The sequence below is a fragment of the Arthrobacter sp. zg-Y1171 genome (assembly GCF_025244845.1).
Taxonomy (GTDB): domain Bacteria; phylum Actinomycetota; class Actinomycetes; order Actinomycetales; family Micrococcaceae; genus Arthrobacter_B.
Map to the genome: position 1 here is coordinate 381,872 of NZ_CP104264.1, position 22,684 is coordinate 404,555.

16 protein-coding genes, 1 tRNA gene and 1 pseudogene are annotated in these 22,684 nt (G+C 65.9%); 11 read left to right on the forward strand and 7 right to left on the reverse strand.

From position 1 onward, the window contains the following. Positions 1 to 19: 19 nt before the first annotated feature. The gene (locus N2L00_RS01885) at positions 20 to 1,513 is read right to left on the reverse strand and encodes an aldehyde dehydrogenase family protein (RefSeq protein WP_255863693.1); all 1,494 of its coding nucleotides are present in this window, start codon (positions 1,511 to 1,513) and stop codon (positions 20 to 22) included. A gap of 241 nt (positions 1,514 to 1,754) precedes the next feature. On the opposite strand from N2L00_RS01885, the gene N2L00_RS01890 reads away from it, so the two are divergent. Together N2L00_RS01890 and N2L00_RS01895 are read left to right on the forward strand one after the other, a co-directional pair. Beyond that, entirely contained in the window at positions 1,755 to 2,414 is a 660-nt protein-coding gene (locus N2L00_RS01890) for a hypothetical protein (protein ID WP_255863694.1), read from the forward strand. Positions 2,415 to 2,536: 122 nt separating this feature from the next. After that, positions 2,537 to 3,451, forward strand: a complete 915-nt coding sequence (locus N2L00_RS01895) for a DUF2382 domain-containing protein (RefSeq protein WP_255863695.1) — start codon at positions 2,537 to 2,539, stop codon at positions 3,449 to 3,451. 71 nt (positions 3,452 to 3,522) lie between these two features. Here the strand turns inward: N2L00_RS01895 and N2L00_RS01900 are convergent, their stop codons facing one another. Together N2L00_RS01900 and N2L00_RS01905 are read right to left on the reverse strand one after the other, a co-directional pair. Further along, positions 3,523 to 4,317, reverse strand: coding sequence for an alpha/beta fold hydrolase (locus tag N2L00_RS01900; RefSeq protein ID WP_255863696.1), 795 nt, complete (start codon positions 4,315 to 4,317; stop codon positions 3,523 to 3,525). Between the two features lie 277 nt (positions 4,318 to 4,594). Then, the gene (locus N2L00_RS01905) at positions 4,595 to 9,100 is read right to left on the reverse strand and encodes an ExeM/NucH family extracellular endonuclease (protein WP_255863697.1); all 4,506 of its coding nucleotides are present in this window, start codon (positions 9,098 to 9,100) and stop codon (positions 4,595 to 4,597) included. A gap of 404 nt (positions 9,101 to 9,504) precedes the next feature. On the opposite strand from N2L00_RS01905, the gene galT reads away from it, so the two are divergent. Beyond that, entirely contained in the window at positions 9,505 to 10,620 is a 1,116-nt protein-coding gene (gene galT / locus N2L00_RS01910; protein WP_255863729.1) for a galactose-1-phosphate uridylyltransferase, read from the forward strand. A 77-nt stretch (positions 10,621 to 10,697) separates the two neighbouring features. Next, positions 10,698 to 11,828, forward strand: a pseudogene (gene galK, locus N2L00_RS01915) (galactokinase); the annotation flags it as partial. Here the strand turns inward: galK and N2L00_RS01920 are convergent. Together N2L00_RS01920 and N2L00_RS01925 are read right to left on the reverse strand one after the other, a co-directional pair. Next, positions 11,815 to 12,444: a hypothetical protein gene (locus N2L00_RS01920; protein WP_255863698.1), complete on the reverse strand. Its 630-nt coding sequence runs from the start codon at positions 12,442 to 12,444 to the stop codon at positions 11,815 to 11,817. The pseudogene galK and the gene N2L00_RS01920 sit on opposite strands and share 14 nt — an antisense overlap. Then, positions 12,441 to 12,917: a MarR family winged helix-turn-helix transcriptional regulator gene (locus N2L00_RS01925; protein WP_255767450.1), complete on the reverse strand. Its 477-nt coding sequence runs from the start codon at positions 12,915 to 12,917 to the stop codon at positions 12,441 to 12,443. The genes N2L00_RS01920 and N2L00_RS01925 overlap by 4 nt, the downstream gene beginning before the upstream one ends. A 220-nt stretch (positions 12,918 to 13,137) precedes the next feature. On the opposite strand from N2L00_RS01925, the gene N2L00_RS01930 reads away from it, so the two are divergent. Next, complete coding sequence (locus tag N2L00_RS01930; RefSeq protein ID WP_255863699.1) at positions 13,138 to 14,952, forward strand: NAD(P)/FAD-dependent oxidoreductase; 1,815 nt, start codon at positions 13,138 to 13,140, stop codon at positions 14,950 to 14,952. A gap of 225 nt (positions 14,953 to 15,177) precedes the next feature. Here the strand turns inward: N2L00_RS01930 and N2L00_RS01935 are convergent, their stop codons facing one another. After that, entirely contained in the window at positions 15,178 to 16,236 is a 1,059-nt protein-coding gene (locus N2L00_RS01935; protein WP_255863700.1) for an SMP-30/gluconolactonase/LRE family protein, read from the reverse strand. 242 nt (positions 16,237 to 16,478) lie between these two features. Next, positions 16,479 to 16,569, reverse strand: a tRNA-Ser gene (locus N2L00_RS01940). A gap of 62 nt (positions 16,570 to 16,631) precedes the next feature. On the opposite strand from N2L00_RS01940, the gene N2L00_RS01945 reads away from it, so the two are divergent. The 6 genes from N2L00_RS01945 (at position 16,632) to N2L00_RS01970 (ending at position 22,646) form a co-directional block, all read left to right on the forward strand. After that, positions 16,632 to 17,609 (forward strand): NAD(P)H-quinone oxidoreductase, encoded by a 978-nt coding sequence (locus tag N2L00_RS01945; protein WP_255863701.1) that lies wholly within the window; start codon positions 16,632 to 16,634, stop codon positions 17,607 to 17,609. Positions 17,610 to 17,821: 212 nt separating this feature from the next. Continuing rightward, entirely contained in the window at positions 17,822 to 20,116 is a 2,295-nt protein-coding gene (locus N2L00_RS01950; protein WP_255863702.1) for a carbon starvation CstA family protein, read from the forward strand. Beyond that, positions 20,113 to 20,313 carry a YbdD/YjiX family protein gene (locus N2L00_RS01955; protein ID WP_255767457.1) on the forward strand — a complete coding sequence of 67 codons (201 nt, stop codon included), beginning with the start codon at positions 20,113 to 20,115 and terminating at the stop codon, positions 20,311 to 20,313. The genes N2L00_RS01950 and N2L00_RS01955 overlap by 4 nt, the downstream gene beginning before the upstream one ends. 212 nt (positions 20,314 to 20,525) lie before the next feature. Beyond that, positions 20,526 to 21,197, forward strand: coding sequence for a bacterial proteasome activator family protein (locus N2L00_RS01960; RefSeq protein ID WP_304661274.1), 672 nt, complete (start codon positions 20,526 to 20,528; stop codon positions 21,195 to 21,197). 7 nt (positions 21,198 to 21,204) lie between these two features. Beyond that, positions 21,205 to 21,681 (forward strand): hypothetical protein, encoded by a 477-nt coding sequence (locus tag N2L00_RS01965; RefSeq protein ID WP_255863703.1) that lies wholly within the window; start codon positions 21,205 to 21,207, stop codon positions 21,679 to 21,681. Positions 21,682 to 21,809: 128 nt separating this feature from the next. Then, positions 21,810 to 22,646, forward strand: a complete 837-nt coding sequence (locus tag N2L00_RS01970) for an aldo/keto reductase (protein ID WP_227905102.1) — start codon at positions 21,810 to 21,812, stop codon at positions 22,644 to 22,646. Positions 22,647 to 22,684 lie beyond the last annotated feature (38 nt).

The following is a 22,684-nucleotide window of genomic DNA, read 5'->3' on the forward strand; positions in this document are numbered from 1 at the left end:
GCCGGTATCCGTTACCGGATTAGAACGGGTATTCCCGCGGAGCGTGCTGCACGCTGATGGTGTGGTCCGTGGTGAATTCGTCGATGGCCCACTCGCCGTTGAAGCGGCCGAGGCCGGAGTTCTTCTCGCCGCCGAAGGCAATGTGCGCCTCGTCCTGGACCGGGAAGTCATTGACGTGCGTCATGCCTGCCTTGATGCGGCGGGCGAACTTGACGCCCTCCTCCAGGTTGGCGGTGAAGACGGCGCTGGAGAGGCCGAGGTCGGTGTCATTGGCCAGGGCCAGTGCGTCCTCGGCGTCCTTGGCGCGCATGATCCCGGCGATGGGGCCGAAGATCTCCTCGCGGGCCAGTTCCATGTCCTTGGTAACGTCGGCGAAGACGGTCGGGGAAAGTACCTGGCCGTTGATTTCGCCTTCGAGCAGGAGGCGGGCGCCTTCGGACTTCGCGGTCTCGATCTTGGTCTTCAGGCCCTCGAGCTGCTTGGCGTTGATGATCGGGCCCACGACGTTCTTCGGGTCGGTCGGATCGCCGGCATTCAGCGTCTTCACGTGCGCCGTGAACTTCTCGACGAACTCGTCATAGACGGCGTCCTCGACGATGATCCGGTTCACGGCCATGCAGATCTGTCCCTGGTGCAGGAACTTGCCCATGGCTGCGGCGCGGACTGCCTGATCAACGTCGGCGTCGGCAAGAACCACGAACGGGCTGTTGCCGCCGAGCTCAAGTGCCGTGTACTTCAGCGTGGCGCCGGTGGCGGCCAGGGCACCGATGTTCTTGCCCACCGGTGTGGAACCGGTGAAGGAGATCATGCGCGGGGTCGGGTGCTCCACGAAGGCGTCGCCGATTTCCGAGCCGGCTCCGACGACGGCGTTCAGCACGCCCGCGGGCAGGCCTGCCTCTTCAAAGATCTTGGCGATGATGAGGGCGCCGGTGACCGGGGTGTCGCTGGCAGGCTTCAGGACGACGGCGTTGCCCAGGGCCAGTGCCGGAGCCACGGAGCGCTGGGAGAGGTGGAGCGGGAAGTTCCACGGGCTGATGACGCCGACCACGCCCAGCGGTGCGCGGTAGACGCGCAGTTCCTTGTTCGGGGTGTCCGAGTCCATGATCTTGCCGGACACACGGTGCGGGAAGGTGGCTGCCTCGCGGGTGATGGAGGCGGCGGAGGCAACTTCAATGTTGGCCTTCAGCATGGTGCTGCCGGATTCGGCGTTGAGCCAGGCAATGATCTCGTCCCGGCGTTCCTCGAAGATTTCTGCGGCGCGGGCGATGACTGCTCGGCGCTCATTCGGGGTTTTGGCTGCCCAATCCTTCTGGGCTTCCTCTGCTGCGGAGTACGCGTCATTCAGGTCTTCGCGGGAGGCCTGCTGCATGGTCATCAGCTGCGAACCGTCAAAGGGGTTGGTGTCCGTGAGGGTCTTCTCCGAACGGCCGTCGCGCCACTGCCCGCCAATGAACTGCTTGGCGGGGATCCAGTCGGTGAGGGCCGGGGAAGTCGATTCGAGCTGGGTTGTCATGATTTCTCCTAGATGAATCTTGACGGTGTATTGCTGGCTACAACCCGGGAGGGGCCGGATCAATTCCCGACGGGGATTCCCAAAGGTGCAGAGAGCGGTCACGGTCGAAGGGAGGAGACCTGCTGTCAAGGGCTCCAGATACTAAGTACCCTTTTTATTTCCTCCCGATCAGCCTAGCGTTGGGAGTACCAGTGGCCAAAAGGGGAATTCCCCGGCTGCTCTTACCGCAAAGGACACCTTCATGAGCACAAGTGCAAGTGCGGCAGGGGACCGCGGACGAAAGGCTGCCGGCCAGGGGTCCGGAGAGCGCCGAGACGGTGCGGCCCCGACTCCGGACGGCACGCGGGGCGACGCGATGGACAACTCCAGCCGCCGGCGGGTGGTTGAGCGTGAGAAAGCAACCTTCGGTGGAGTGAAGATCGGCTCGGCGTTTTTTGGCTGGCTGACCGCCATCGGAACCACGGTGCTGCTGAGTGCCCTGGCCACCGCCCTCGGCGCGGCCGTGCTGTTGAACGACGACAGCCCGGATGCCACAGCCATCACGATCACCGGGACCATCATCCTGCTCGTGATCCTCTTCGTGGCCTATTACTGCGGCGGGTACGTCGCGGGACGAATGGCCCGTTTTAACGGGATGAAGCAGGGCATTGCAGTCTGGGTCTGGGCAGTGGTCATCGCCATTGTGGCGGCCATCCTGGCCGCGATTGCGGGCGACCAGTTCAACATCCTGGTTGAACTCAACGGATTCCCCCAGATTCCGATGTTCGGTGACAACGCAACGGCGTCGACAATCATTGCCGCCATCGTGGCCGCAGCTGTGGCCCTGATCGGGGCCATCCTCGGCGGTCTGGGTGGTATGCGCTTCCACCGCCGGGTGGACAAGGCCGGGCTGGGGGACTGACCGGCCGGGCGAACCGGCCGGCGCCCGAAGGAAACCGGCGGAAAAGTCGTGGGGGGAAGCGGGGGACGTAGTTACCGAGGCAGCACCATGCGCCCGCGAGGCGCGGAACACAGGAGAACAACGTGATCACCAGTGAACAGATCGACACGATTATGAACCACGGAACCGTGGAAGGTCCGAACGGGGAAAAGATCGGCTCGGCAGGGGATATCTACCTGGATGACGAGTCGGGCCAGCCGGCATGGGTCACCACCAAGACCGGGCTCTTCGGCTCCAAGGAGAGCTTTGTGCCCCTGGCCGAAGCCTCGGTTGAGGGATCTGTTGTGCGGGTGCCGTACTCCAAAGAGATGGTGAAGGACGCTCCGCGGGTGGACAAGGACGGACACCTCAGCGACCAGGAGCAGGATGAGCTTTACAGCTACTACTCCATCGGCACGTCCGGTAGCTCCGGTACTTCCGGTACCTCGGGCCAGCGGAGCTCTGCAGGATCCGGCGTCGGGACCTCGAGCGGAAGCAGAACCTCGAGCGGAAGCGGGACCTCGAGCGGAAGCAGAACCTCGAGCGGCGGAACCTCCGGCCGGACGGAAAGCAGCCGGGGTTCAGACCACGGCCAGGTGGGGCATGACACTTCCGGCCCCACTACGGACGACGCGATGACCCGCTCCGAGGAGCAGCTCCACGTTGGGAAGCAGAGCCGGGAGTCAGGCAGGGCCCGCCTGCGTAAGTACGTCACCACTGAGAACGTCACCAAGACGGTTCCGGTCAGCCACGAGGAAGCCCGGATTGAGCGTGAGCCCATCACGGACGCCAACCGTGGCTCCGCCATGGACGGACCAACGATCAGCGAGGAGGAACACGAAGTGACCCTCCACGCCGAGGAGCCCGTGGTGGAAAAGGAGGCAGTCCCGGTCGAGCGTGTCCGGCTGGACACTGAAACCGTGACAGAAGAGGCCACCGTCACCGAAGAGGTCAGCAAGGAACAGATTGACATGGAGGGTGAAGGCGGGAGCGGCCGCGGAGGCAAAAGCAGCCGCTGATCCGAACCAGTCTCACACCAGCACCGCAGGCCGCCGGAATCCTCCGGCGGCCTGCGGTGGTTTAGGGGTGGTCATCCGGCGCGGTCGGAGTGTTCCGCCATCCACCGGTCCAGCACCGCCGCGAAGTCCCCGCTGCTGCGCTCCGGCCACCAGTGGCCGGCGGCCACCTCACGGACTTCCACCCGGGGAAAACGGCTGTCCAGGCCGGAGACCAGCTTCGGCGAAAGGAACGGGTCCTGCACCGGAACGACCACCTGCACCGGGCCGGGATAGCCGCCGTCGGGTACCGCGCCGCCCGAGCGGAACATGTTGGCTCGGTAAAGCTGCAGGCCCCGCACTCCGCTGTCGCCGATTTTCCGGCCGGCGTATTTCTCGTAGCGGGGGGTCAGCAGGTACTTCCAAGCAACGTCGGGCAGGACCGGGACCTGGAAGGCTGCAACGTACCAGCTCCGCAGCGCCTGTGAAAGGGCCTGCGGCCAGAGGCGGGGTGAGCGCAGCCGGGTGCTGAACCAGCGCCGGAAGTGGCCCAGGTCCGGCCCCGAGATGCTGGTGTAACTGAGGATCCTGCCTTGTGCCCTCGGGTCCTGTATCGCGGCCCACCCCTGAATGGATCCCCAGTCATGGCCTACCAGATGCACTCGTCCGGTCCCGGTGGCGTTGAGGACGGCATAGAGGTCCTCCACCAGCAGCTCCAGCCGGTAGGGCGCCAAGGAACCGCGGTCCGCGGCGTTCCCTGTAACCCGCGAGGCGCCGGCGTTGCGGGTGTCGTACGTAATGACGTGCCGGTCCGCAGCCAGCCGTTCCACTACGCCGTCGAACACGTGATGGTCATCCGGGTAGCCGTGCACCAGCAGGATACTTGGCACTGCGGAATCCGGACTCCCGTGCTGGTACACCGCCAGTTCCGAGCCCTGGCTTCGGACCGTGATCCGCCGGCCGTCGGGACGTGCCCCATGCGGGGGTGGATCCGGCGGCAGGGGAGAAGAAGACCGGTTGTGGTGCTGCTCCATGAAAATGTCTCCTGTTCCGACGCCGGCTTCCGGACCATTGCAGGTATGGATCACCACGATAGCCGTCCACAGCGCAGAAGCGCCGCCCCGGGTAAACCCAAGGCGGCGCTTCTGTCATTGCTTTGCTAGCCGGTTACTTCCGTCCGGCCAGGCACAGAATGTACTGCGCCAGTTCGTAGGCGTAGCGGACCCAGCCGCGAACGTCCCACCACTGCTTCGGAGCGGTCGGCGCCTTGCAGACCGGCGCCGGCGCCGGCGCTGCAGCCTTCTCGACCGTGACCGGCAAGGTTACCGTGGTGCCGGAACCAGCAGCCGTCAGCACCAGGGATCCGGCGCCGGAGGCCGACGCGGGAAGCGTCGCGGTCACTGTGGCGGCACCGGCGCTGACCGGTGCCGTGCCCAGGGCCGTGGAGGTGCCGGCAGCATTCACGAAGCTGACTGCCAGCGAGGTGTTGGCAGGGCTGCCGAGTGATGTCAGGTCCAGCTGGCCGACGGTGAACGTCGCTGCCGTGCCTGCCTTGACCGTGGTGGGTGCACCCTTGACGACTACGCCCTGACGGGCAAAGTCGGGAGACAGGGGACTGTTGGCCGAGATGTAACTGATCCAGGCGTCACGGTCTACCAGTCCGGTATCGCGGGTGTTCTTGCCTTCCTTGAAGACGGTGAAGTTGTCGCCGCCCTGGGCCAGGAAGCTGAACGTACCCACCCGGTAATCGCGGGCCGGGTCCATGGCGGCACCGTTGATGGTGACGCTTTGGATCCGTGAGCCGCGGGGCTGGTCCGGGTCGAAGGTGTAGGTGATGTTGTCCGAAAGGCCGAGGGCCAGGAAGGCACGTGAACTGCCGTCCGGCTGCCACTGCTGCTCCAACATTGTCTTCAGCTGGGCACCGGTCAACGTGGTGGTCCAGAGGTTGTTGACGAAGGGCAGGACCGCGTTGGCCTCGGCGTACGTTATGACGCCGTCCTCGCCGTAGTAGAGCTCGGCACGCAGGCCGCCCGGGTTGGTGACACCGATCTCGGCGCCTCCGCGTTCGGGGGCGGCAAGGGTGGACAGGAGTGAATCGGCCACCAACGCGCCAAGGGTGGATTCGGAACTGCGGTCATCGCGGGCAGTACCCACGAAGGCCGAGGTGATGTCTCCGGTGACGGAGCCGACGGGCTGGTTGCCCACCTCGGCCGAGTAGGCCAGGGCGGCGTCGACAATCCGCTTTACCTCGGCCACTGCCGGGTAGGCGGCTACCAGTTCCGGTGCGGCCGTCTTGGTGCGGGCCACGTTGGCTGCGGTGTAGGACGTGACCTCGTCTGTTGCTGCGTTGTATTCGAGCCGGATCTGGCCGATGAATTCACCGTAGGAACCGGTCTGCACCACGGGACGGGTCTTGCCGTCGCCGCCGGGAATGGCTGCATCCCAGGCGTACTGCTTGTGGGTGTGCCCGGTGTAGATGGCATCGACCAGCGGGGTGGTGTCATTGACGATCTCCGCGAACGCACCGCCGGCCGCCAGCTCCTGATCGAGGTTGGCTCCGTCGGGGGTGCCGCTGCCGGCGCCCTCGTGGTATTCGGCGATGATCACGTCGGCGAGGTCCTGCTCCACCAACTGTTCGGCTACGCGGTTGACCGCTTCCACCGGATCGCCGAAGTCCAGGTTGCTGATTCCGCCCGGGCTGACCAGGCTTGCAGTCTCCCGGGTGATGGCACCGATAACGGCAACATCGACGCCGTTGACGTCGATGATCTCGTACTCCTGCAGTGCAGGCGTGGTGGTGCCCTTGGTGTAGACGTTGGCGCCCAGGTAGGGGAACTGTGCACCCGCGTCGACGCGGCCGGTGAGGTCCGCGAAACCGCCGTCGAACTCGTGGTTGCCGACGGCCGAGGCCTGCAGCCCGAGGGCGTTCAGGACATCAAGGGTGGGCTGGTCCTGCTGCACCGAGGAAGCGAACAGGGACGCGCCGATGTTGTCGCCCGCGGAGAGGAACAGCGAGCTGCCCTCCGGTGCGCCGGCCTTCAGTTCCTCAACGGTTCCGGCGAACGGAACCGTGTTGGCATCAATCCGTCCGTGGAAGTCGTTGATGTTCAGCAGGTTCAGCGTGGCGGTGTCCGTACCTTCGGCGGTCAGGTCCATGCCGACGAGGATCGGGTCATGGTCCGAGGCCCGGTAGGGATCCGGTGCGTAGAAATCGGTGGCGTTGTAGTTGTAGCGGCTGTATTCGAAGGCCACCGACTCCACGGAGTTGATGTTCCAGATATCCGCGCCGGTGACAGCTTCATTGGCTGCCGGGGAGGCCAGGATGTGGTCCAGGCTGCCGACGGTCCCGCCGAAGGCGTAGGAGTGCTTGCCCGTGGTTGCGCCGAGGTCAACGTAGCCGGCGTCAACCAGCACCTTGATGGGATCCTCCGCGTGGTAGGCGTTGAAATCTCCGAGCAGGAACACCTTGTCCGTGCCGGCTGCTTCCGATACGGTCCCGGCGAACTCCACCAGTGCCTGCGCCTGGCGGACGCGGTCTGCGTTAAAGCCGCCCTGGCCGGTGTCGGCATTCTCGCCGGAGGAGGGTGCCGAACCCTTGGACTTGAAGTGGTTGGTGACGGCGAGGATTTCGGTGCCGTCTTCCGCGCCGGCGGGGCGGAAGGCCTGGGCCAGCGGTTCGCGGGCGTTGGAGAAGGCCTCTTCGTTGTCCAGGATGGTGGATTCGCCGACAGGTTCGGCGGTTCCGGTGCGGTAGATGAAGGCGGAGCGGATCACGTCTTCATCGGCAGGCAGAGCCGCCGGGGAGCGGACGTAGTCCCAGGTTCCCGGTGCCTGTGCGTTGAGGGCTGCCACCAGGCGCGACAGCGCATCGTCGCGGTTCTTGCCGAACTTGGCGGAGTTCTCCACCTCCATCAGCGAGACGACGTCAGCGCCCAGGGCGTTGATCGCGGCCACGATTTTGGCCTGCTGGCGTTCCAGGTTCGCTGCGTTGGCGGCGCCTCGGGCGTCGCAGCCTCCATTGACGGTCACGGGTTCGCCGCTGCGGTTCTTGTAGAAGGTGCAGCCGGACAGCGTGTCACCGGTGGTGGTGAAGTAATTCAGCACGTTGAAGGACGCGAGCTTCAGGTTGCCGCCGACACTCTCGGGCGCCGCGGTGCGGGTGTTGGTGAACGACGCCGGGGTGGCGGTCGCCGCGTTGGCCTGTGTCAGTTCGGTCAGCGGCTGGAACTTCCAGGCACTGTTGCGGAAATCGAGGATCACGCCGGTGCTGAAGGTTGCTGCGGCACCTACCCGGACCGGGTTTTCCGGTGTCAGGTAGGGCAGGGGCTTGCCCTGGTTGGCGGCGTTGAGGAAGTTGGTGCTGGCACCGTCGTCGAGCTTCACGGCACGGGCAGCATTGTCCGCCACGACGGCGGCGTGCTCCGGGGTTCCGACGGCAGCTACGGCGGTCGGCTGGACAAGCGGGGAATTGCCGGCTGCGAGGCCGATTTCTGCGTACTGGTTCAGCGAGAAGTTATCGGTGACGGTGAACTCGCCCTGAGGCGCCAGCAGCATGCCCTCAAAGGTCTCGCGCTGTTCCTCGGTGGCCGGCCAGGCTACGGCGGCGGGCTTGACCTCGGGCGCTGCTTCGCTGAGCTTCGTCATGGCGCCGTCGGCGACGGTCAGCTGCGTGAGGTTGTAGTACTCGCCTACGGTACCCGTGACTTCGACGTAGTCGCCGGCGGTCACCTGGCCTGCAGTTGCCGCGGAGAAGATGAAGATGCCTTCCGATGCGGTGTGCGTGGCCGGGTTGATGTCACCGCCAGTACCCGGGGTCTGGATGTAGTAGCCGTTGAAGCCGCCGGTGGCGTAGACGCCCGTGACCTTGCCGCGGGTTGTGACCGTCTGGCCGATCAGCGGGCTGGCCGCACCGGTGCCCTGGATCTCGGCGATCGGAACCGCGTCGCCCGGGACCGGCACCGGTACCGGCGTCGTGGGTGTGGGTGTGGGTGTCGGCGTGGGGGTGGGTTCGGTGGGAGCCGTGCCGGCCGAAGACGTGGGGGTGACCGACGTGCTGAGGGTGAAGTCGGCGGCGTTGTTGTTCGAATCTGAGAACCCGGTGCGGTTCAGCGACTTCGGATCCGAGTTGCCGGCGGGTGCGGCCGCGCCTGCGGTCTCGAAGGTGTTGGAGGTGCCGTAGCCGATCAGATCGACCACGCCGGGAGCGCCGATGACCGAGCCGGTGGGCAGGGGGTCAACGCGGGTGCCTTGGTTCGAGAGGATCAGGGTGCCGCCGCCTCCGGCGAAGCTGGCGCCGATGGAGGCGTCGGCGTTCGGGAGGGCCGCGCCGGTGGTGCCGTTGCTGGCGCCGGAAACCAGGTAATACCCGCCCGGAGCGATGCTGCCGGAGAGGGTACCGATGCCGGTGGGCGCCGCGGTGGCGGTCGCGGACCGGTACTGGAGGGACCAGCCGTCCAGGCTCACCGGTTCACTGGTGGGGTTGTAAAGCTCCACGAACTTGGTGTTGAACGGGGCGTTGGCGCTGCCGCCGGAAAGATATGCCTCGTTGATGATGATGCCGGGAACGGCAGCGTTGCCGTCCTGTGCGTAGGCCGGGAATGCGGTCAGCGGGGCGGCGAGCAGGCCTGCTGACAGAGCGGTCCCGAGCGCGGCCTTCCATGGGAAAGGTCTCATGCCTCATACTCCTTGGTCGGCCGTGCGGGCCGACAGGTAATGGCCGCCGGAAACGGCGGCAGGGGATACAGCGAGTGATTACGAAGGGTGATGCTAGGCGGGGCGGGTTACGAGCAGGTGTCCGTCCGGTGACATGCGTCCATGCATGAGCTTCGGGAAGGTTCCGCCGCGTCCCCCGAGGAGGCGGAAAAGTGATCGCCAGCACAGTGTACGGCCTCACACCCCCACTTCCTGCCACGAGGTACCGAGGAGTAACAAAGGAACGCCCGCTCACCGAGGGTGCCACGAAGGTTCGGCCCCTTATGGTCGTAGTGAACGCAAAACGAGTTCCTATCCGCCGAAGAGGAGGCCAATACGTGTCCGGCCAGTTCCCTGCTGCTGATTCCGGTGCGGTTGTGCAACCGATCGTCCACCGCCGGCACCGGCTCGCCGACGGCCGGGAGTCGCTGTTCTTCACCGACCGCGGCGGGCGACCGGTGGAAACCGTCGTGGATGCCCGTCCGCTGGATCCCCGTTCCGGCAACGGGGAGGTGCGCTTCGACCGGCTAACGGGGGAGTGGGTGGCAGTGGCCGCCCACCGCCAGGCCCGGACCTACCTGCCGCCCGCCGACCAGTGCCCCCTGTGCCCCACCCGTCCGGGACGGAGGTCGGAAATCCCGGCGGAGGATTTCGACGTCGTGGTCTTCGAGAACCGTTTCCCCTCCCTGGGACCGGAACTCGGCATCCTGCCGGAGCCGGAGCCGGAGCCGGAGGGGACAGGGGATGAACGTGCGCTGTGGGGGCGCCCCTCGCCCGCGTTCGGCCGCTGCGAGGTGGTGGTCTTCACCCCGGAGCACAACGGCTCCTTCGCCTCGCTGCCGTACACCCGCGCCCGCACCGTCGTCGAGGCCTGGGCGCAGCGCACCGGGGAACTCTCGGCCCTGCCGGGCATTGCGCATGTGTTTCCCTTCGAGAACCGGGGCCAGGACATCGGCGTCACGCTGCACCACCCGCACGGGCAGATCTACGCCTATCCGTATGCGGCGCCCCATGCCGCCCGGCTGGCCCAACGCTCCCGGCAGCACCTGTCCGAGCATGGCCGGGCACTGATGGGCGAGCTGCTCCGGGACGAGTCCGAGGCCGGGGACCGTATGGTCCTGGCGGGCAGGCACTTTTCCGCGTATGTGCCGTACGCAGCCCGCTGGCCGCTGGAAATCCACCTGGTGCCGCACCGCCAGGTCCCGGACCTGGCCGCGCTCAGGCGGGAGGAGCGCGACGAACTCGCTGCCGTCTACCTCGAACTGCTGCAGCGGGTGGACGGACTGTACGGCACCCCCACCCCGTACATTTCCGCCTGGCACCAGACGCCGGTGAATGCCGCTGATCGGGAGGCGGGCTGGCTGCACCTGCAGCTCACCAGTCCCCGACGGGCAGCGGACAAACTGAAGTTCCTGGCCGGCTCCGAGGCGGCGATGGGTGCCTTCATCAACGACACCACTGCGGAGCAGACCGCCGCCCGCCTTCGGGAGGTGCGCGTATGAGCGCGCCGGTTCAGCCGGTGCAGTCCCGGGCGGAGAACCTTGTCCGGCGCTTTGCCGAGGTGTAGGGCGCCGAGCCCGACGGCGTGTGGCGGGCTCCCGGGCGAGTGAACCTGATCGGCGAACACACGGACTACAACAACGGCTTCGTCCTGCCGTTCGCCATCGACCGCAGTGCCCTCGTGGCCGTGCGGCTGCGCCGGCCGGGGGAAACAGGGGAGCCCGACGTCGTGCGCCTCGCCTCCACCTATGCACCCGAGGGTGGGGAGCTGTCCCGTGCGCAGTTCCGTACCGGCGGGCTGGAGCCGGGCGGGGCCGGCGGCTGGGCGGCGTATCCGGCGGGTGTGGTGTTCGCACTGGAGCACAGCGCCGGCGTCGTTGTTCCTGGTTTTGACCTGCTGCTGGATTCCAGCGTGCCGGTAGGTGCCGGCCTGTCCTCATCGCACGCCGTGGAAGTGGCCGTGATCGTGGCGCTGAACGAGCTGCTGGAGCTGGGCATGGACCGGCCGCGGATGGCCCGGCTGACCCAGTACGCCGAAAACGAATTCGTCGGTGCGCCCACGGGCATCATGGACCAGTCGGCATCGCTGATGGGACAGGCGGGCGGTGCGCTGTTCCTGGACTGCCGCAGCCTCGACTCCGAAACCGTGCCGCTGCCCCTGGCCCGGCACGGACTGGAAGTGCTGGTCATCGATACGCGGGTGGTCCACAGCCACGCCGACGGCGGCTACAGCGCCCGGCGCTCGTCCTGCGAACGCGGAGCGGCGGCGCTGGGTGCGGCGTCGCTGCGGGAGGTGCCTGCCGGTACCTCCCTGGACCGGTTGGACGGGGAAACCCGGCGGCGGGTCCGGCACGTGCTTGGAGAGAACGAACGCGTGCTGCAGGTTGTCGGGCACCTGCGGGATGGCGACGTCGCCGGCATCGGGAACCTGCTGACCGCTTCCCATGCCTCGCTGCGGGATGACTTCGAAGTGTCCTGCCCGGAGCTGGACCTGGCCGTGGACACGGCGCTCGCCGCCGGTGCGCTGGGTGCCCGGATGACCGGCGGGGGATTCGGCGGCTCGGTCATTGCCTTGGTCCGGCAGGAGGACGAGGATCAGGTCCGTGCGGCTGTGCGGGGGGCCTTCGCGGGTAGAGGTTTCCGGGAGCCTGCACTGTTCACGGTGCTTCCCGCGGACGGGGCCGGACGGATCCGGGTCACCCGGCCCTGAGGGGAATGACTGCCCGGCCGCTCCGGTCGCCCGCATTGCCGTCCTCGCCCTGCGAATACACCGCGAAGGAAATCGTTGCGGTTTTTTCACCCCACTGCACGGAAAAGGCTCCGCCACTGAACGGATCGTAGCCGTCATCGGTCAGCACCTGGTCCCGGTATGCGTAGACCGGGCCTTGCACCTGTTCGTAGACGGCATGCGAGCCGATCAACAAAATGCTCTGGTTGTTGATCAGCAGTGTGTGCTCTCCCGCCGGCGCTGAGATTCTTTGGTAGCCGAGCCCCGAGAAGAAAAGGGTGAGGAATCCATATCCAGCAAGGAGGAGCAACCATGCGCAGGTGATGATGCCGCCGAGGAAGCCGGCGGCCCGACGCAGAAAGACATGGCGAAAGAGGCCGCTGAACCAGGGAATGAGTGTCCAGGAAGCTCCGAGGAAGAAACACCAGGCCGCCACCAGTGCAGCCACGATCAACTGGCCTGTGCCGATTCCCGCCCCGAGGTAAAGCAGGGTCCCGCTGGCTTGGAGCACGCGGAGGAGATAGGCCAGAGCCATAAGGCTTGCCGCCTGGACCAACGAGTTCGCCCCGGAGATGATGCGCGGCGGCAGACCCGTCATTTCTTGGCGTCCGCTCCACGGCCTATCTCGGCATGGACGGCGCGCATGCCCTGTTCGAGCGCGCGCAGGTCATTGATCGACAGCCGGGAGAGAATATCGACATTAAGTTCGGGGCGTCCGGCCACGAGCCGGCGCACCACCGTCCGTCCCAGCGGCGTTGCCTTCACCCGGCGTACCCGTGCATCCAGGGGATCCTCCGAACGGACGGCCACGCCCTGGGCAACGAGCCGGTCGATCAGGCCGGACATGGACGCCATGGAGACTCCGAAGGACTCCGAGAGGCCCCGGCCGGTGGCACCCTCCTCGGCGGTGACAAGAACGGTCAGGACCTTCAACTGGCGCACTGTCAGGTCCGTGGACAGCAGCGGATCGAGGAAGGCGGGTAGGGCCGTCGACTGCAGGGAATCGGCCAGTTCTTCGAGATTCAGCAGCACACGTTCGCGCTCCTGTTGCTCATTGCTTCCTTCGGTCATGAGTTCACCGTAGTGGCCGCGGACGTGTCGGCAAACACAGGGGTCAGCGAACCCTCAGTCAAATTAGTTAGGGTGAGGCTAACCGTTTATCGGTTTTTGAGATATACCGGCGTCCCCGCGGCTGCAGTTCGGAGTGAGACGGACTCCGAGCGCACCGGCGTCGTAGTCCTCCCGCTCTGCCCTGGGCCACGGGAACGCGCAAGCGAAGCGAGGACACTACATGAGCAGCACGCAAACCCCCATAGCGTACGAGCGCATAGAAGACGGCCTGGACGTCGAGGCGTTGAGGGCGAAGTACAAGGCGGAAAGGGACCGGCGGATCCGCCCGGACGGCGCCACCCAGTACCAGCCCGCCAAGGGAAAATTCGGCTACTACGCCACTGATCCCTACACTCCCCGCACCGAGCGGGAGCCATTGACGGACACCGTTGAGGTGCTGGTGATCGGCGGCGGGTTCGGCGGGCTGATGACCGGAGCCCGGCTGCGGGAGGCAGGCGTCGAAAGCATCCGCATGATGGACGAAGCCGGCGACTTCGGCGGCACCTGGTACTGGAACCGCTACCCCGGCATCCGCTGTGACATCCAGTCCTACGTCTACCTGCCGCTGCTCGAAGAAGTGGGTTACATGCCCAGCGAGCGTTACGCGCGGGGCGAGGAAATCCGCCGGCACGCCGTGGCCATCGCCGAACGCTTCGACCTGTACCGCGACACCGTTTTCTCCACCCGCGTCACCGGCCTGACCTGGGACGACGAAGCGCTGGAATGGATTGTCACCACCGACCGCGGGGACTCAATGCGGGCCCGCTACGTGATCACCTCCTCCGGAACGCTCACCCAGCCGAAGCTGCCGGGCATCCCGGGCATCGACTCCTTCAAGGGGCACACCTTCCACACCAGCCGGTGGGACTACGGCTACACCGGGGGAGACCAGTCCGGCAACCTCACCGGACTCGCGGACAAGAAGGTGGCCGTGGTCGGCACCGGTGCCACGGGCATCCAGGTGATTCCCATGGTGGCGCGCGACGCCGAGCAGCTCCTGGTCTTCCAGCGCACGCCGTCGTCCGTGGATATCCGGAACAACCGCCCCACCGATCCGGCCTGGGCCGCCTCACTGAAGCCGGGCTGGCAGAAGGAACGCATGGAGAACTTCCTTGCCGTGGTCTCCGGGGAACCGGTGGAGCAGGACCTCACCCGGGACGGCTGGACCTCCGTCCCGCAGCTGCACCGCAAGATGATCAGCGGCGCCGTCGACAAATCCGTGTCCGCGGAGGAGCGCGAACGCCTCGACGAACTCGTCGACTTCCGGAAAATGAACTCCATCCGCGCCCGGGTGGACGAGGAAGTCTACGATCCGAAGACGGCTGAACTGCTCAAGCCCTGGTACCGCTACATGTGCAAGCGTCCGACCTTCAGCGACTACTACCTGGAGACCTTCAACCTGCCCAACGTGACGCTGGTGGATACGGCGGACTTCGGCGGCATCACCCGCATCACCGAGAACACCATTGTGGTGGGCGACGAGGAATACGAGGTGGACTGCATCATCTTCGCCACCGGCTTTGAGGTAGGCGTCTCCGGTGTCACCTCCGGGGCCATGCCGGTAACCGGGCGCAGCGGCCAGACCCTGCTGGAAGCCTGGGGCCGGGGCCCGCGGACGCTGCACGGCTTCTACACGCACGGCTTCCCGAACCTGTTCCACCTCGGCTCGCTGCAGAACGCCAACTCGGTGAACTTTGTCCACATCCTGATGGAACAGGCCAACCACATCGGCGCCGTCATCGGCAGGGCGCGCGAGGTGGGTGCCCGCTACATAGAACCCACGGCGGAAGCCGAGGCCGCCTGGGGCGAAACCATCCAGCGGACCTCCGCGGACAACCGCAAGTTCGCCGCCGAATGCACGCCCGGCTACTACAACCGCGAGGGCAACCCGCCGCCCGTCAGCTTCTCCTTCAGCCCGGGGCCGGTGGTGTTCCACCGGCTGCTGAAGCAGTGGCGTGAGGAAAGCATCGACGAGGTGCTGGTGACTGAGGGGTAGCCACCCTGTGCCTCAGCCCCGCTCACCTGCGGGGCTCGGCACCCCCGCTCACCTGCGGGGCCTGGCTCCGGCGGCAACGAAATTCCAGAGCTCGCAGAGCTCGCTTGGAATATTAAAGCCGCCTCCGCCAGGCCCCTACGGGTGTATGTCACCCCTGGTAGTCAGCGGTGCAGTCACCGACAGGCGGCGCGCACCTTCGTGCGTGCTGTTCTGGGTGGGGGGAGGTTAGCCGCCGTTTGATTGGCGGATGCCGGTGGACAGGGATTCGAATTCGTAGATGAAGCCGCCGGCAGGGCCGCTGACCGTAAGGTAGGCCTCGTTGGTGTCGGGCTTGATGGCGATATTGGTGGCCGAGGTGAGGCCTTCCCGGTCTTCGCCGGGGACGGTGACGGTGGACAGGAGTTCGCCCCGGGGGCTGTAGACAAAGATGCGGGGCTGTCCGTGGACAGCCTGGTAGACATTGCCGTCGGCGTCCACGGCGTTTGAATCCGTCTGGCTGGTGCCGCCGTCAAAGTGCATGCCGGGGTGCGAGGTGGTGACTTCGGTTTTGTCCTCGTTGAGAACCAGGTAGTCGATCCGGTTGTCCATGTACTGGCTGACCCACAGGGCTTTGAAGTCCTCGCTGAAGGAGATGCCGTTCGGGGCGGCAAGGTTCTCGGCGAGGACGGTGGCCTCGGCGGTGTCCTTATCGATCCGCACCACGCGGCCCTGGGCTTCCCATGCCGGATCCGCGTAGCCGGTGGAATCGCTGACGAAGAGGTTTCCCTCCTCGTCGAAGGCCAGGTCGTCCGGGCGCATGGGGGCGCCGTCGACGTCGCCGGTAAAGAAGGTCTTGTGATCCTGGCCGTCGGCGGTGATGCTGTCGATTTTTCCGCCGGCAAAGTCCGTCAGGTAGATCCGGCCGTCCTTCGGGCTGAACTGCGCTGAGGTGTAGGCGCCGTTGCCCTCGGTGTAGACGCGGGAAACGGATTCATCCTCCACGTCCACCCGCATCACCTTGGCTTCGCCGGCCGGAGCCGTGACATCGACAACGAACAGGCCGCCGTCGGGCCCGAACGTGGGGCCTTCGATGAGGGTCATGCCGGTTTCCGGATGGATGGAGCTGACCTGGAGCACCCGCTCGGCGGTCTGTTCGGGGACCCCATGCATTCCGGTGCTCGACGCCGATTCGTCACGATCGCCGTCGTCTCCGGCAGCGCATCCGCTGAGCGCTGCGGCCAGGCCCAGCGTGAGTGCGGCCAGGCGGACCGGCTTCGAAAAAGAGAAAGAGGTGCGGCGGGACATGCTGGGGCTCCGATGCGGTTAGGGACTGCGGAAGCAATTACTTAGGACAACCCTAAGTGATTGCCGCCTTCGCCGGCATGGACCTAGAGGGAAGCCGTGATGAGCGGTCCCTTCTGTACAGCAAAGGCGGTCTGGAACCCACTTAGCCAGCATCAGCTGTACACAAGGAGGTGCCGGGCCTGCAGAGCCTGGCCGTTAAACAAAAGAAGCGGCCCCTGATCAGGGGCCGCTTCTTTGTTGTCTGGCGGAAGGTAAGGGATTCGAACCCTTGGTACGGGGTTACCGCACACTGGTTTTCAAGACCAGCTCCATCGGCCGCTCGGACAACCTTCCTCACTATGTAGTCTGGCAGAAGGGATGAAATCACCAAAATTCCCTAAACCTGGAAGGACAGCATGAAAGCCATCGTTATTGGAACACCCGGCGGACCGGAAGCACTGGAACTGCAGGATGTTCCTGCTCCCGAGGCCGGACCGGGCGAGGTCCTGATCGACGTCATTGCCGCCGGCATCAACCGCGCAGACGTGATGCAGCGCCAGGGTTACTACCCGGTGCCCGCCGGAGCATCCGAGTATCCGGGCCTGGAAGTCTCCGGCCGCATTGCTGCGCTGGGTGAGGGCGTTGAAGGCTTCGCAGTGGGAACCGAAGTGGTGGCACTGCTGACCGGCGGCGGATACGCCGAGCAGGTTGCCGTCCCCGCCGGGCAGGTCCTGCCCCTCCCGGACGGCTTCGACGCCGTGACCTCCGCGTCCCTGCCGGAAACCGCCGCCACCGTGTTCTCCAACCTCTTTATGGCCGCCGGCGTCAAGGAGGGGGACTACGTCCTCATCCACGGCGCCACGGGCGGCATCGGCACCATGGCCATCCAGATGGTCGCCGCGTTCGACGCCGTTCCGATGGTGACCGCAGGGTCGGCCGAAAAGCTGGAACTGGCCGAATCGCTCGGCGCGAAGGTCCTTATCAACTACAAGGAGCAGGACTTCGTCGAGGCGGTGCATGAAGCCACTGACGGCCACGGTGCGGACGTCATCCTCGACGTCGTCGGTGCGAAATACCTGCAGCGGAACCTGGACGCGCTCGCCGTCGCAGGCCGTTTGGTGATCATCGGGCTGCAGGGCGGCACCAAGGCGGAGCTGAACCTGAACCAGCTCATGACCAAGCGCGCCGCCGTCATCGGCACCACCCTGCGCGGCCGGCCCGTGGAGGAAAAGGCCGCCATCATGTCCGCCGTCGGCGAGTACGTCTGGCCGTTGCTGGTTTCCGGCCAGATCCGGCCCCTCGTGGACCGCACCTTCCCGCTGGCCGACGCCGCCGCCGCGCACGAGTATTTCGACTCCGGGCAGCACGCGGGAAAGATCCTGCTGACGAGCTAGGCAAGCAACCCGCCGGGCGGCATCCCGCCCGGCAGAATCCCCGACGACGACGGCGGCCGCGCACCTGTGCGGCCGCCGTCACGTATGTCTGTGACCGCCGCCTCACGCGCTGGTAATCTCAAGGTGCAGGGCCACTCCCTGCCCCCGTTCGGTACGTATGTCAATGCAGACAAGCCACCGCAGACAAGTCACCGCTGACAAAAGGGATCATCATGAGCGAGAACCAACGGCGCCGGGCCGACAACCGGCAACCACTGGACGGCGACGTCCTGGAACAGGACCCGGCACTGCCGCCGGTGGCCGTGGACCCGGAAGTCCTCGAGGCGGAGGACCGCCGCTGGACGCCCGCGAAGATCGCCGTTTGGGCCGGCATTGCCCTGCTGGGCGGTTTCAGCTGGACCATGCTCGCCGTAGTCCGCGGCGAAACCGTGAACGCCATCTGGTTCGTGTTCGCCGCCGTGTGTACCTACCTCATCGGCTACCGCTTCTATTCAAAGCTCATCGAAGCGAAGCTGCTGAAGCCCAATGACCGCCGCGCCACCCCCGCCGAATACAAGGCGGACGGCAAGGACTACGCCGCCACGGACCGCCGGGTCCTCTACGGCCACCACTTCGCCGCCATCGCCGGCGCCGGACCGCTCGTCGGACCGGTCCTGGCCGCGCAGATGGGCTACCTGCCCGGCACCATCTGGATCATCGTGGGCGTGGTGCTGGCAGGTGCCGTCCAGGACTACCTGGTGATGTTCTTCTCCATGCGCCGCGGCGGGCGCTCCCTGGGCCAGATGGCGCGGGATGAACTCGGACTTATCGGCGGCACCGCCGCCCTGATCGCGACCCTGGTCATCATGATCATCATCGTGGCCATCCTTGCCCTGGTGGTGGTGAACGCCCTCGCCGAAAGCCCGTGGGGTGTCTTCTCCGTGAGCATGACCATCCCCATCGCCCTGTTTATGGGCGTGTACCTGCGCTACCTGCGTCCCGGCAAGGTCACCGAGGTCTCCATCATCGGCTTCGTCCTCCTGCTCGCCGCCATCATTGCCGGCGGCTGGGTTGCCGGGACCCCGCTGGGCGACGCCCTGACCCTGGAACCGACCACCATTGCGTGGGGCATCATCATCTACGGCTTCATTGCCGCCGTCCTGCCGGTCTGGCTGCTGCTGGCCCCGCGAGACTACCTCTCCACCTTCATGAAGGTGGGAACCATCGTGATGCTGGCCGTGGCCATCATCATTGTCCGCCCGGAGATCAGCGTTCCGGCGGTCAGCGAGTTTGCCAGCCGGGACGATGGACCGGTGGTCGCCGGACCGCTCTTCCCGTTCCTCTTCGTCACCATCGCCTGCGGCGCCCTGTCCGGCTTCCATGCCCTGATTGCCTCCGGCACCACCCCCAAGATGCTGGAGAAGGAACGCCAGACCCGCTTCATCGGCTACGGCGGCATGCTGATGGAGTCCTTCGTGGCCATCATGGCGCTGGTGGCTGCCATCTCCATTGACCGGGGCATCTACTTCGCCATGAACTCGTCCGCCGGCGCCACCGGCGGAACGGTGGAAGGCGCGGTCGCCTTCGTGAACGGCCTGGGCCTGGCCGGTGTGAACCTCACTCCGGACATGCTCTCGTCGCTGGCATCCAACGTGGGCGAGGAATCCATTGTGTCGCGCACCGGCGGCGCGCCCACCCTCGCCGTCGGCCTGGCCACGATCATGCAGAGCCTGATCGGCGGCCCCGGCATGATGGCGTTCTGGTACCACTTCGCGATCATGTTCGAGGCCCTGTTCATCCTCACCGCGGTCGACGCCGGCACCCGGGTGGCGCGGTTCATGCTGCAGGACACCATCGGCAACGTGGCCCCGAAGTTCAAGGACATGTCCTGGCGTCCCGGAGCCTGGATATGTACGGCAATCATGGTCGCCGGCTGGGGGTCGATCCTGATCATGGGGGTCACGGACCCATTGGGCGGCATCAATACGCTGTTCCCGCTCTTCGGCATCGCCAACCAGCTGCTGGCCGCCATTGCGCTGGCCATCTGCATGGCGATCATTGCCAAGAAGAACGCATTCAAGTGGCTCTGGATCGTGGCACTTCCCCTGGCGTTCGCCGCAGTGGTGACCATCACGGCGTCGTTCTACAAGATCTTCTCGCCGGTGCCGAGCGTCGGTTACTGGGCCAACCACGAGGCCTTCCAGCAGGCACTGGCGGACGGGAAAACCAGCTTCGGCACGGCCAAGACCGTGGAGGCCATGGAAGCGGTGGTGCGCAACACGCTCATCCAGACCACGCTCTCGGTGGTGTTCGTGACCCTGGCGATCATTGTCATCATCACGGCCATCATTGCCAGCATCCGGTCCTTCCGTTCGGGCGGCGCCCCGAGCGCTGAGGATCCGGCCGTTCCGTCCCGCACCTTCGCACCGGCCGGTTTCCTGGCGACGCCGGCTGAAAAGGAGATCCTGGCCCAGTGGGAGTCGCTGCCGGAGGCTGACCGGCCCGCAAAGAGGGCGGCGCACACATGAGTGCCGCCGTCGCCGTCCGCCAAGGGGTCACCGGGTTCGTCCGGTTCTTCCGTGACGTGATGGGGGAGGACGCCTACCGCAAGTACACGGACTTCCATGCCTCGTCCGGCTGCACCTCGCCGCTGATGAGCGAACGCGAGTTCTGGCGGGACAAGATGGACCGGCAGGATGCCAATCCGGAGGGCCGCTGCTGCTAGCAAGGCGGGCGATCCGGCAATAAGGACGACGGCGGCACCGCAGCTGATTGCCTCAGCTGCGGTGCCGCCGTCGTTGTTTCGCTTTGTTGCTTCCCCCTTGGGACGCCTGGGCCCGGCCTGTCGAACCGGAGAAAACGCCAAAACGGGAGGACGATACCGGAAAACCGCCCGCCCGCGGGGCAACCGCCGCCAACCGTGAGAGCATTAATGCCATGACTGAACAGAACGGATCCTCCGAGCGCCGCGAGGCGGCTCCGGGGACTGGGCAGAAGTCAGAACAGACACCGGCGGACGATGGCACGGCCCGCGCCGTTGCGCCCGCCGGTGACGCCGGAGCGGTGAACCACGCCGGGGACAGCCGGGAAGCGCCCGGGCACGGTAAAGGCAAGGCCGGACCGGCGAAGCTCAACGAACTGGTGGATGAGCCGGCAAAGGTCATGCGGATCGGCACCATGATCAAGCAGCTGCTGGAGGAAGTCCGCAACGCACCGCTGGACGATGCGGCACGCAACCGGCTGGCGGAGATCCACTCCCGGTCCCTGAAGGAACTCGAGGACGGGCTGGCCCCGGAACTCGTGAACGAGCTGCACCGGATCAACCTGCCGTTCACGGACGATTCCACCCCTACCGACGCCGAGCTGAGGATTGCGCAGGCCCAGATGGTGGGATGGCTGGAAGGGTTGTTCCGCGGCATCCAGACGGCCATTGCCGCGCAGCAGACCGCCAGCCACGCGGCCGGGCGCCTGCAGCTGCGCCAGCTGCCGCCCGGAACCATACTGGCGCCGGGTGTTGTTATCGGAGACGATGGGGAACCTCACCGCGCTTCCCAGGGGACGGGCAGTCCGCGGCAGGAACCACAATCGGGCCCCGGCCAGTACTTGTAGGACGTTGATGGTACTTTTTGCAGCCGCCCGGCAGGGGCGGAAAGACGACGCGGAGCTCGGCAAGGGTGTCTGGCGCCGTGCGCACGACCGCTTTACGCGGGGCCTGGACCGCTATTACCAGATGCTCGAGGGCGTGCAGGATGACGCCATCTACAACGAGCTGGTGACCGTGGCCAATGAGCTCGCCGGGCTGCTTCCGCGCGTCCGGGAGGTGTGCGCCTCTGCCCAGCTGCAGCTGCCCAGTACCGGACAGAACATACCCGGAGCGTTGACCGCAGTGCACCGGGCACTGTCCCGCAGCGGCAATTCCCTCGCTGCCGCCGCCGAAGCCGCCGCCATGTCGCGGCTCGAAGGGGAGCGCTGGGGGATCGCGTCCGCCGGCCTGGACAATGTGCGGCGGCGGGCGGAACTCGTCCAGGAGGACGTGGTTGAAGCCGAACGCGCGCTGCTCAGCGCGCAGGAAACCGGGATTTCGCGGAAGTAGGAAGCGGTTTCCTGAAAATACCGGTAATACCGCAAAAGAAACCTGGAAATCCGGGAATACGTTACGTGGGGTTTTCGCGGTGAGCTTATCCGCTTTGTCCTGCCCGGCATCAGGGCAAGGATGAGGAGATGACTACATCACCGGTACTGACTTTCAATGACGGCAACACCATCCCCCAGCTCGGCTACGGCGTGTGGCAGGTTGAGGACGAAGTTGCCGAAAAGGTAGTGGGACAGGCATTCGAGGTTGGCTACCGCCACATCGACACGGCCAAGATCTACGGCAACGAAGCCGGCGTCGGCCGCGCCATCGCCGCCACCTCCGTCCCCCGCGAGGACATGTTCATCACCACGAAGGTGTGGAACGCGGACCAGGGCTACGAAGAAACCCTTAAGGCCTTCGACGCCTCCATGGAGCGCCTCGGCCTGGAAACCCTCGATCTGTACCTGATCCACTGGCTGCAGCCGAAGCAGAACAAGTACGTGGACACCTGGAAGGCGCTGGTCGAGCTGCAGAAGCAGGGCCGCGTGAAGTCCATCGGCGTCTGCAACTTCACCAAGGAAGCCCTGCAGGAAATCATCGACGCCACCGGCGTTGTCCCGGTCCTGAACCAGGTGGAAACCCACCCGTACCTGAACCAGGCGGACCTGCGTGCCTTCGAGGCCGAGCACAACATCCTGCACGAGTCCTGGTCCCCGCTGGGCTCCGGCAAGGGCCTGCTCGAGGATCCCAAGCTCGTTGAGATCGCTGCGAAGTACGACGGCGCCACCCCGGCCCAGGTCGTCATTGCCTGGCACTTGGCCCTGGGCAGCATTGTGATCCCCAAGTCCGTCACGGAATCCCGTATCCGGGAAAACTGGGAAGCCCTGAACCTCACGCTGAGTGACGAAGACATCGAGGCGATCAACGCGCTCGACAACGGCACCCGCTACGGCGCGGATCCGGCCACGGCCGACTTCGCATAAGCCTTCCGGCTTAAGTACAAAAGGCGCACGTTCCGCGG

Excerpts from the sequence above, each read along its gene's own strand:
- N2L00_RS01885 (WP_255863693.1), bottom strand. The coding sequence starts at position 1,513 with ATGACAACCCAGCTCGAATCGACTTCCCCGGCCCTCACCGACTGGATC.
- N2L00_RS01925 (WP_255767450.1), bottom strand. The coding sequence starts at position 12,917 with ATGACCGAAGGAAGCAATGAGCAACAGGAGCGCGAACGTGTGCTGCTG.
- N2L00_RS01970 (WP_227905102.1), top strand. The coding sequence starts at position 21,810 with ATGACTACATCACCGGTACTGACTTTCAATGACGGCAACACCATCCCC.
- N2L00_RS01950 (WP_255863702.1), top strand. The coding sequence starts at position 17,822 with ATGAGCGAGAACCAACGGCGCCGGGCCGACAACCGGCAACCACTGGAC.
- N2L00_RS01965 (WP_255863703.1), top strand. The coding sequence starts at position 21,205 with ATGGTACTTTTTGCAGCCGCCCGGCAGGGGCGGAAAGACGACGCGGAG.
- N2L00_RS01945 (WP_255863701.1), top strand. The coding sequence starts at position 16,632 with ATGAAAGCCATCGTTATTGGAACACCCGGCGGACCGGAAGCACTGGAA.
- N2L00_RS01930 (WP_255863699.1), top strand. The coding sequence starts at position 13,138 with ATGAGCAGCACGCAAACCCCCATAGCGTACGAGCGCATAGAAGACGGC.
- N2L00_RS01955 (WP_255767457.1), top strand. The coding sequence starts at position 20,113 with ATGAGTGCCGCCGTCGCCGTCCGCCAAGGGGTCACCGGGTTCGTCCGG.
- N2L00_RS01890 (WP_255863694.1), top strand. The coding sequence starts at position 1,755 with ATGAGCACAAGTGCAAGTGCGGCAGGGGACCGCGGACGAAAGGCTGCC.
- N2L00_RS01960 (WP_304661274.1), top strand. The coding sequence starts at position 20,526 with ATGACTGAACAGAACGGATCCTCCGAGCGCCGCGAGGCGGCTCCGGGG.
- N2L00_RS01935 (WP_255863700.1), bottom strand. The coding sequence starts at position 16,236 with ATGTCCCGCCGCACCTCTTTCTCTTTTTCGAAGCCGGTCCGCCTGGCC.
- N2L00_RS01905 (WP_255863697.1), bottom strand. The coding sequence starts at position 9,100 with ATGAGACCTTTCCCATGGAAGGCCGCGCTCGGGACCGCTCTGTCAGCA.
- N2L00_RS01920 (WP_255863698.1), bottom strand. The coding sequence starts at position 12,444 with ATGACGGGTCTGCCGCCGCGCATCATCTCCGGGGCGAACTCGTTGGTC.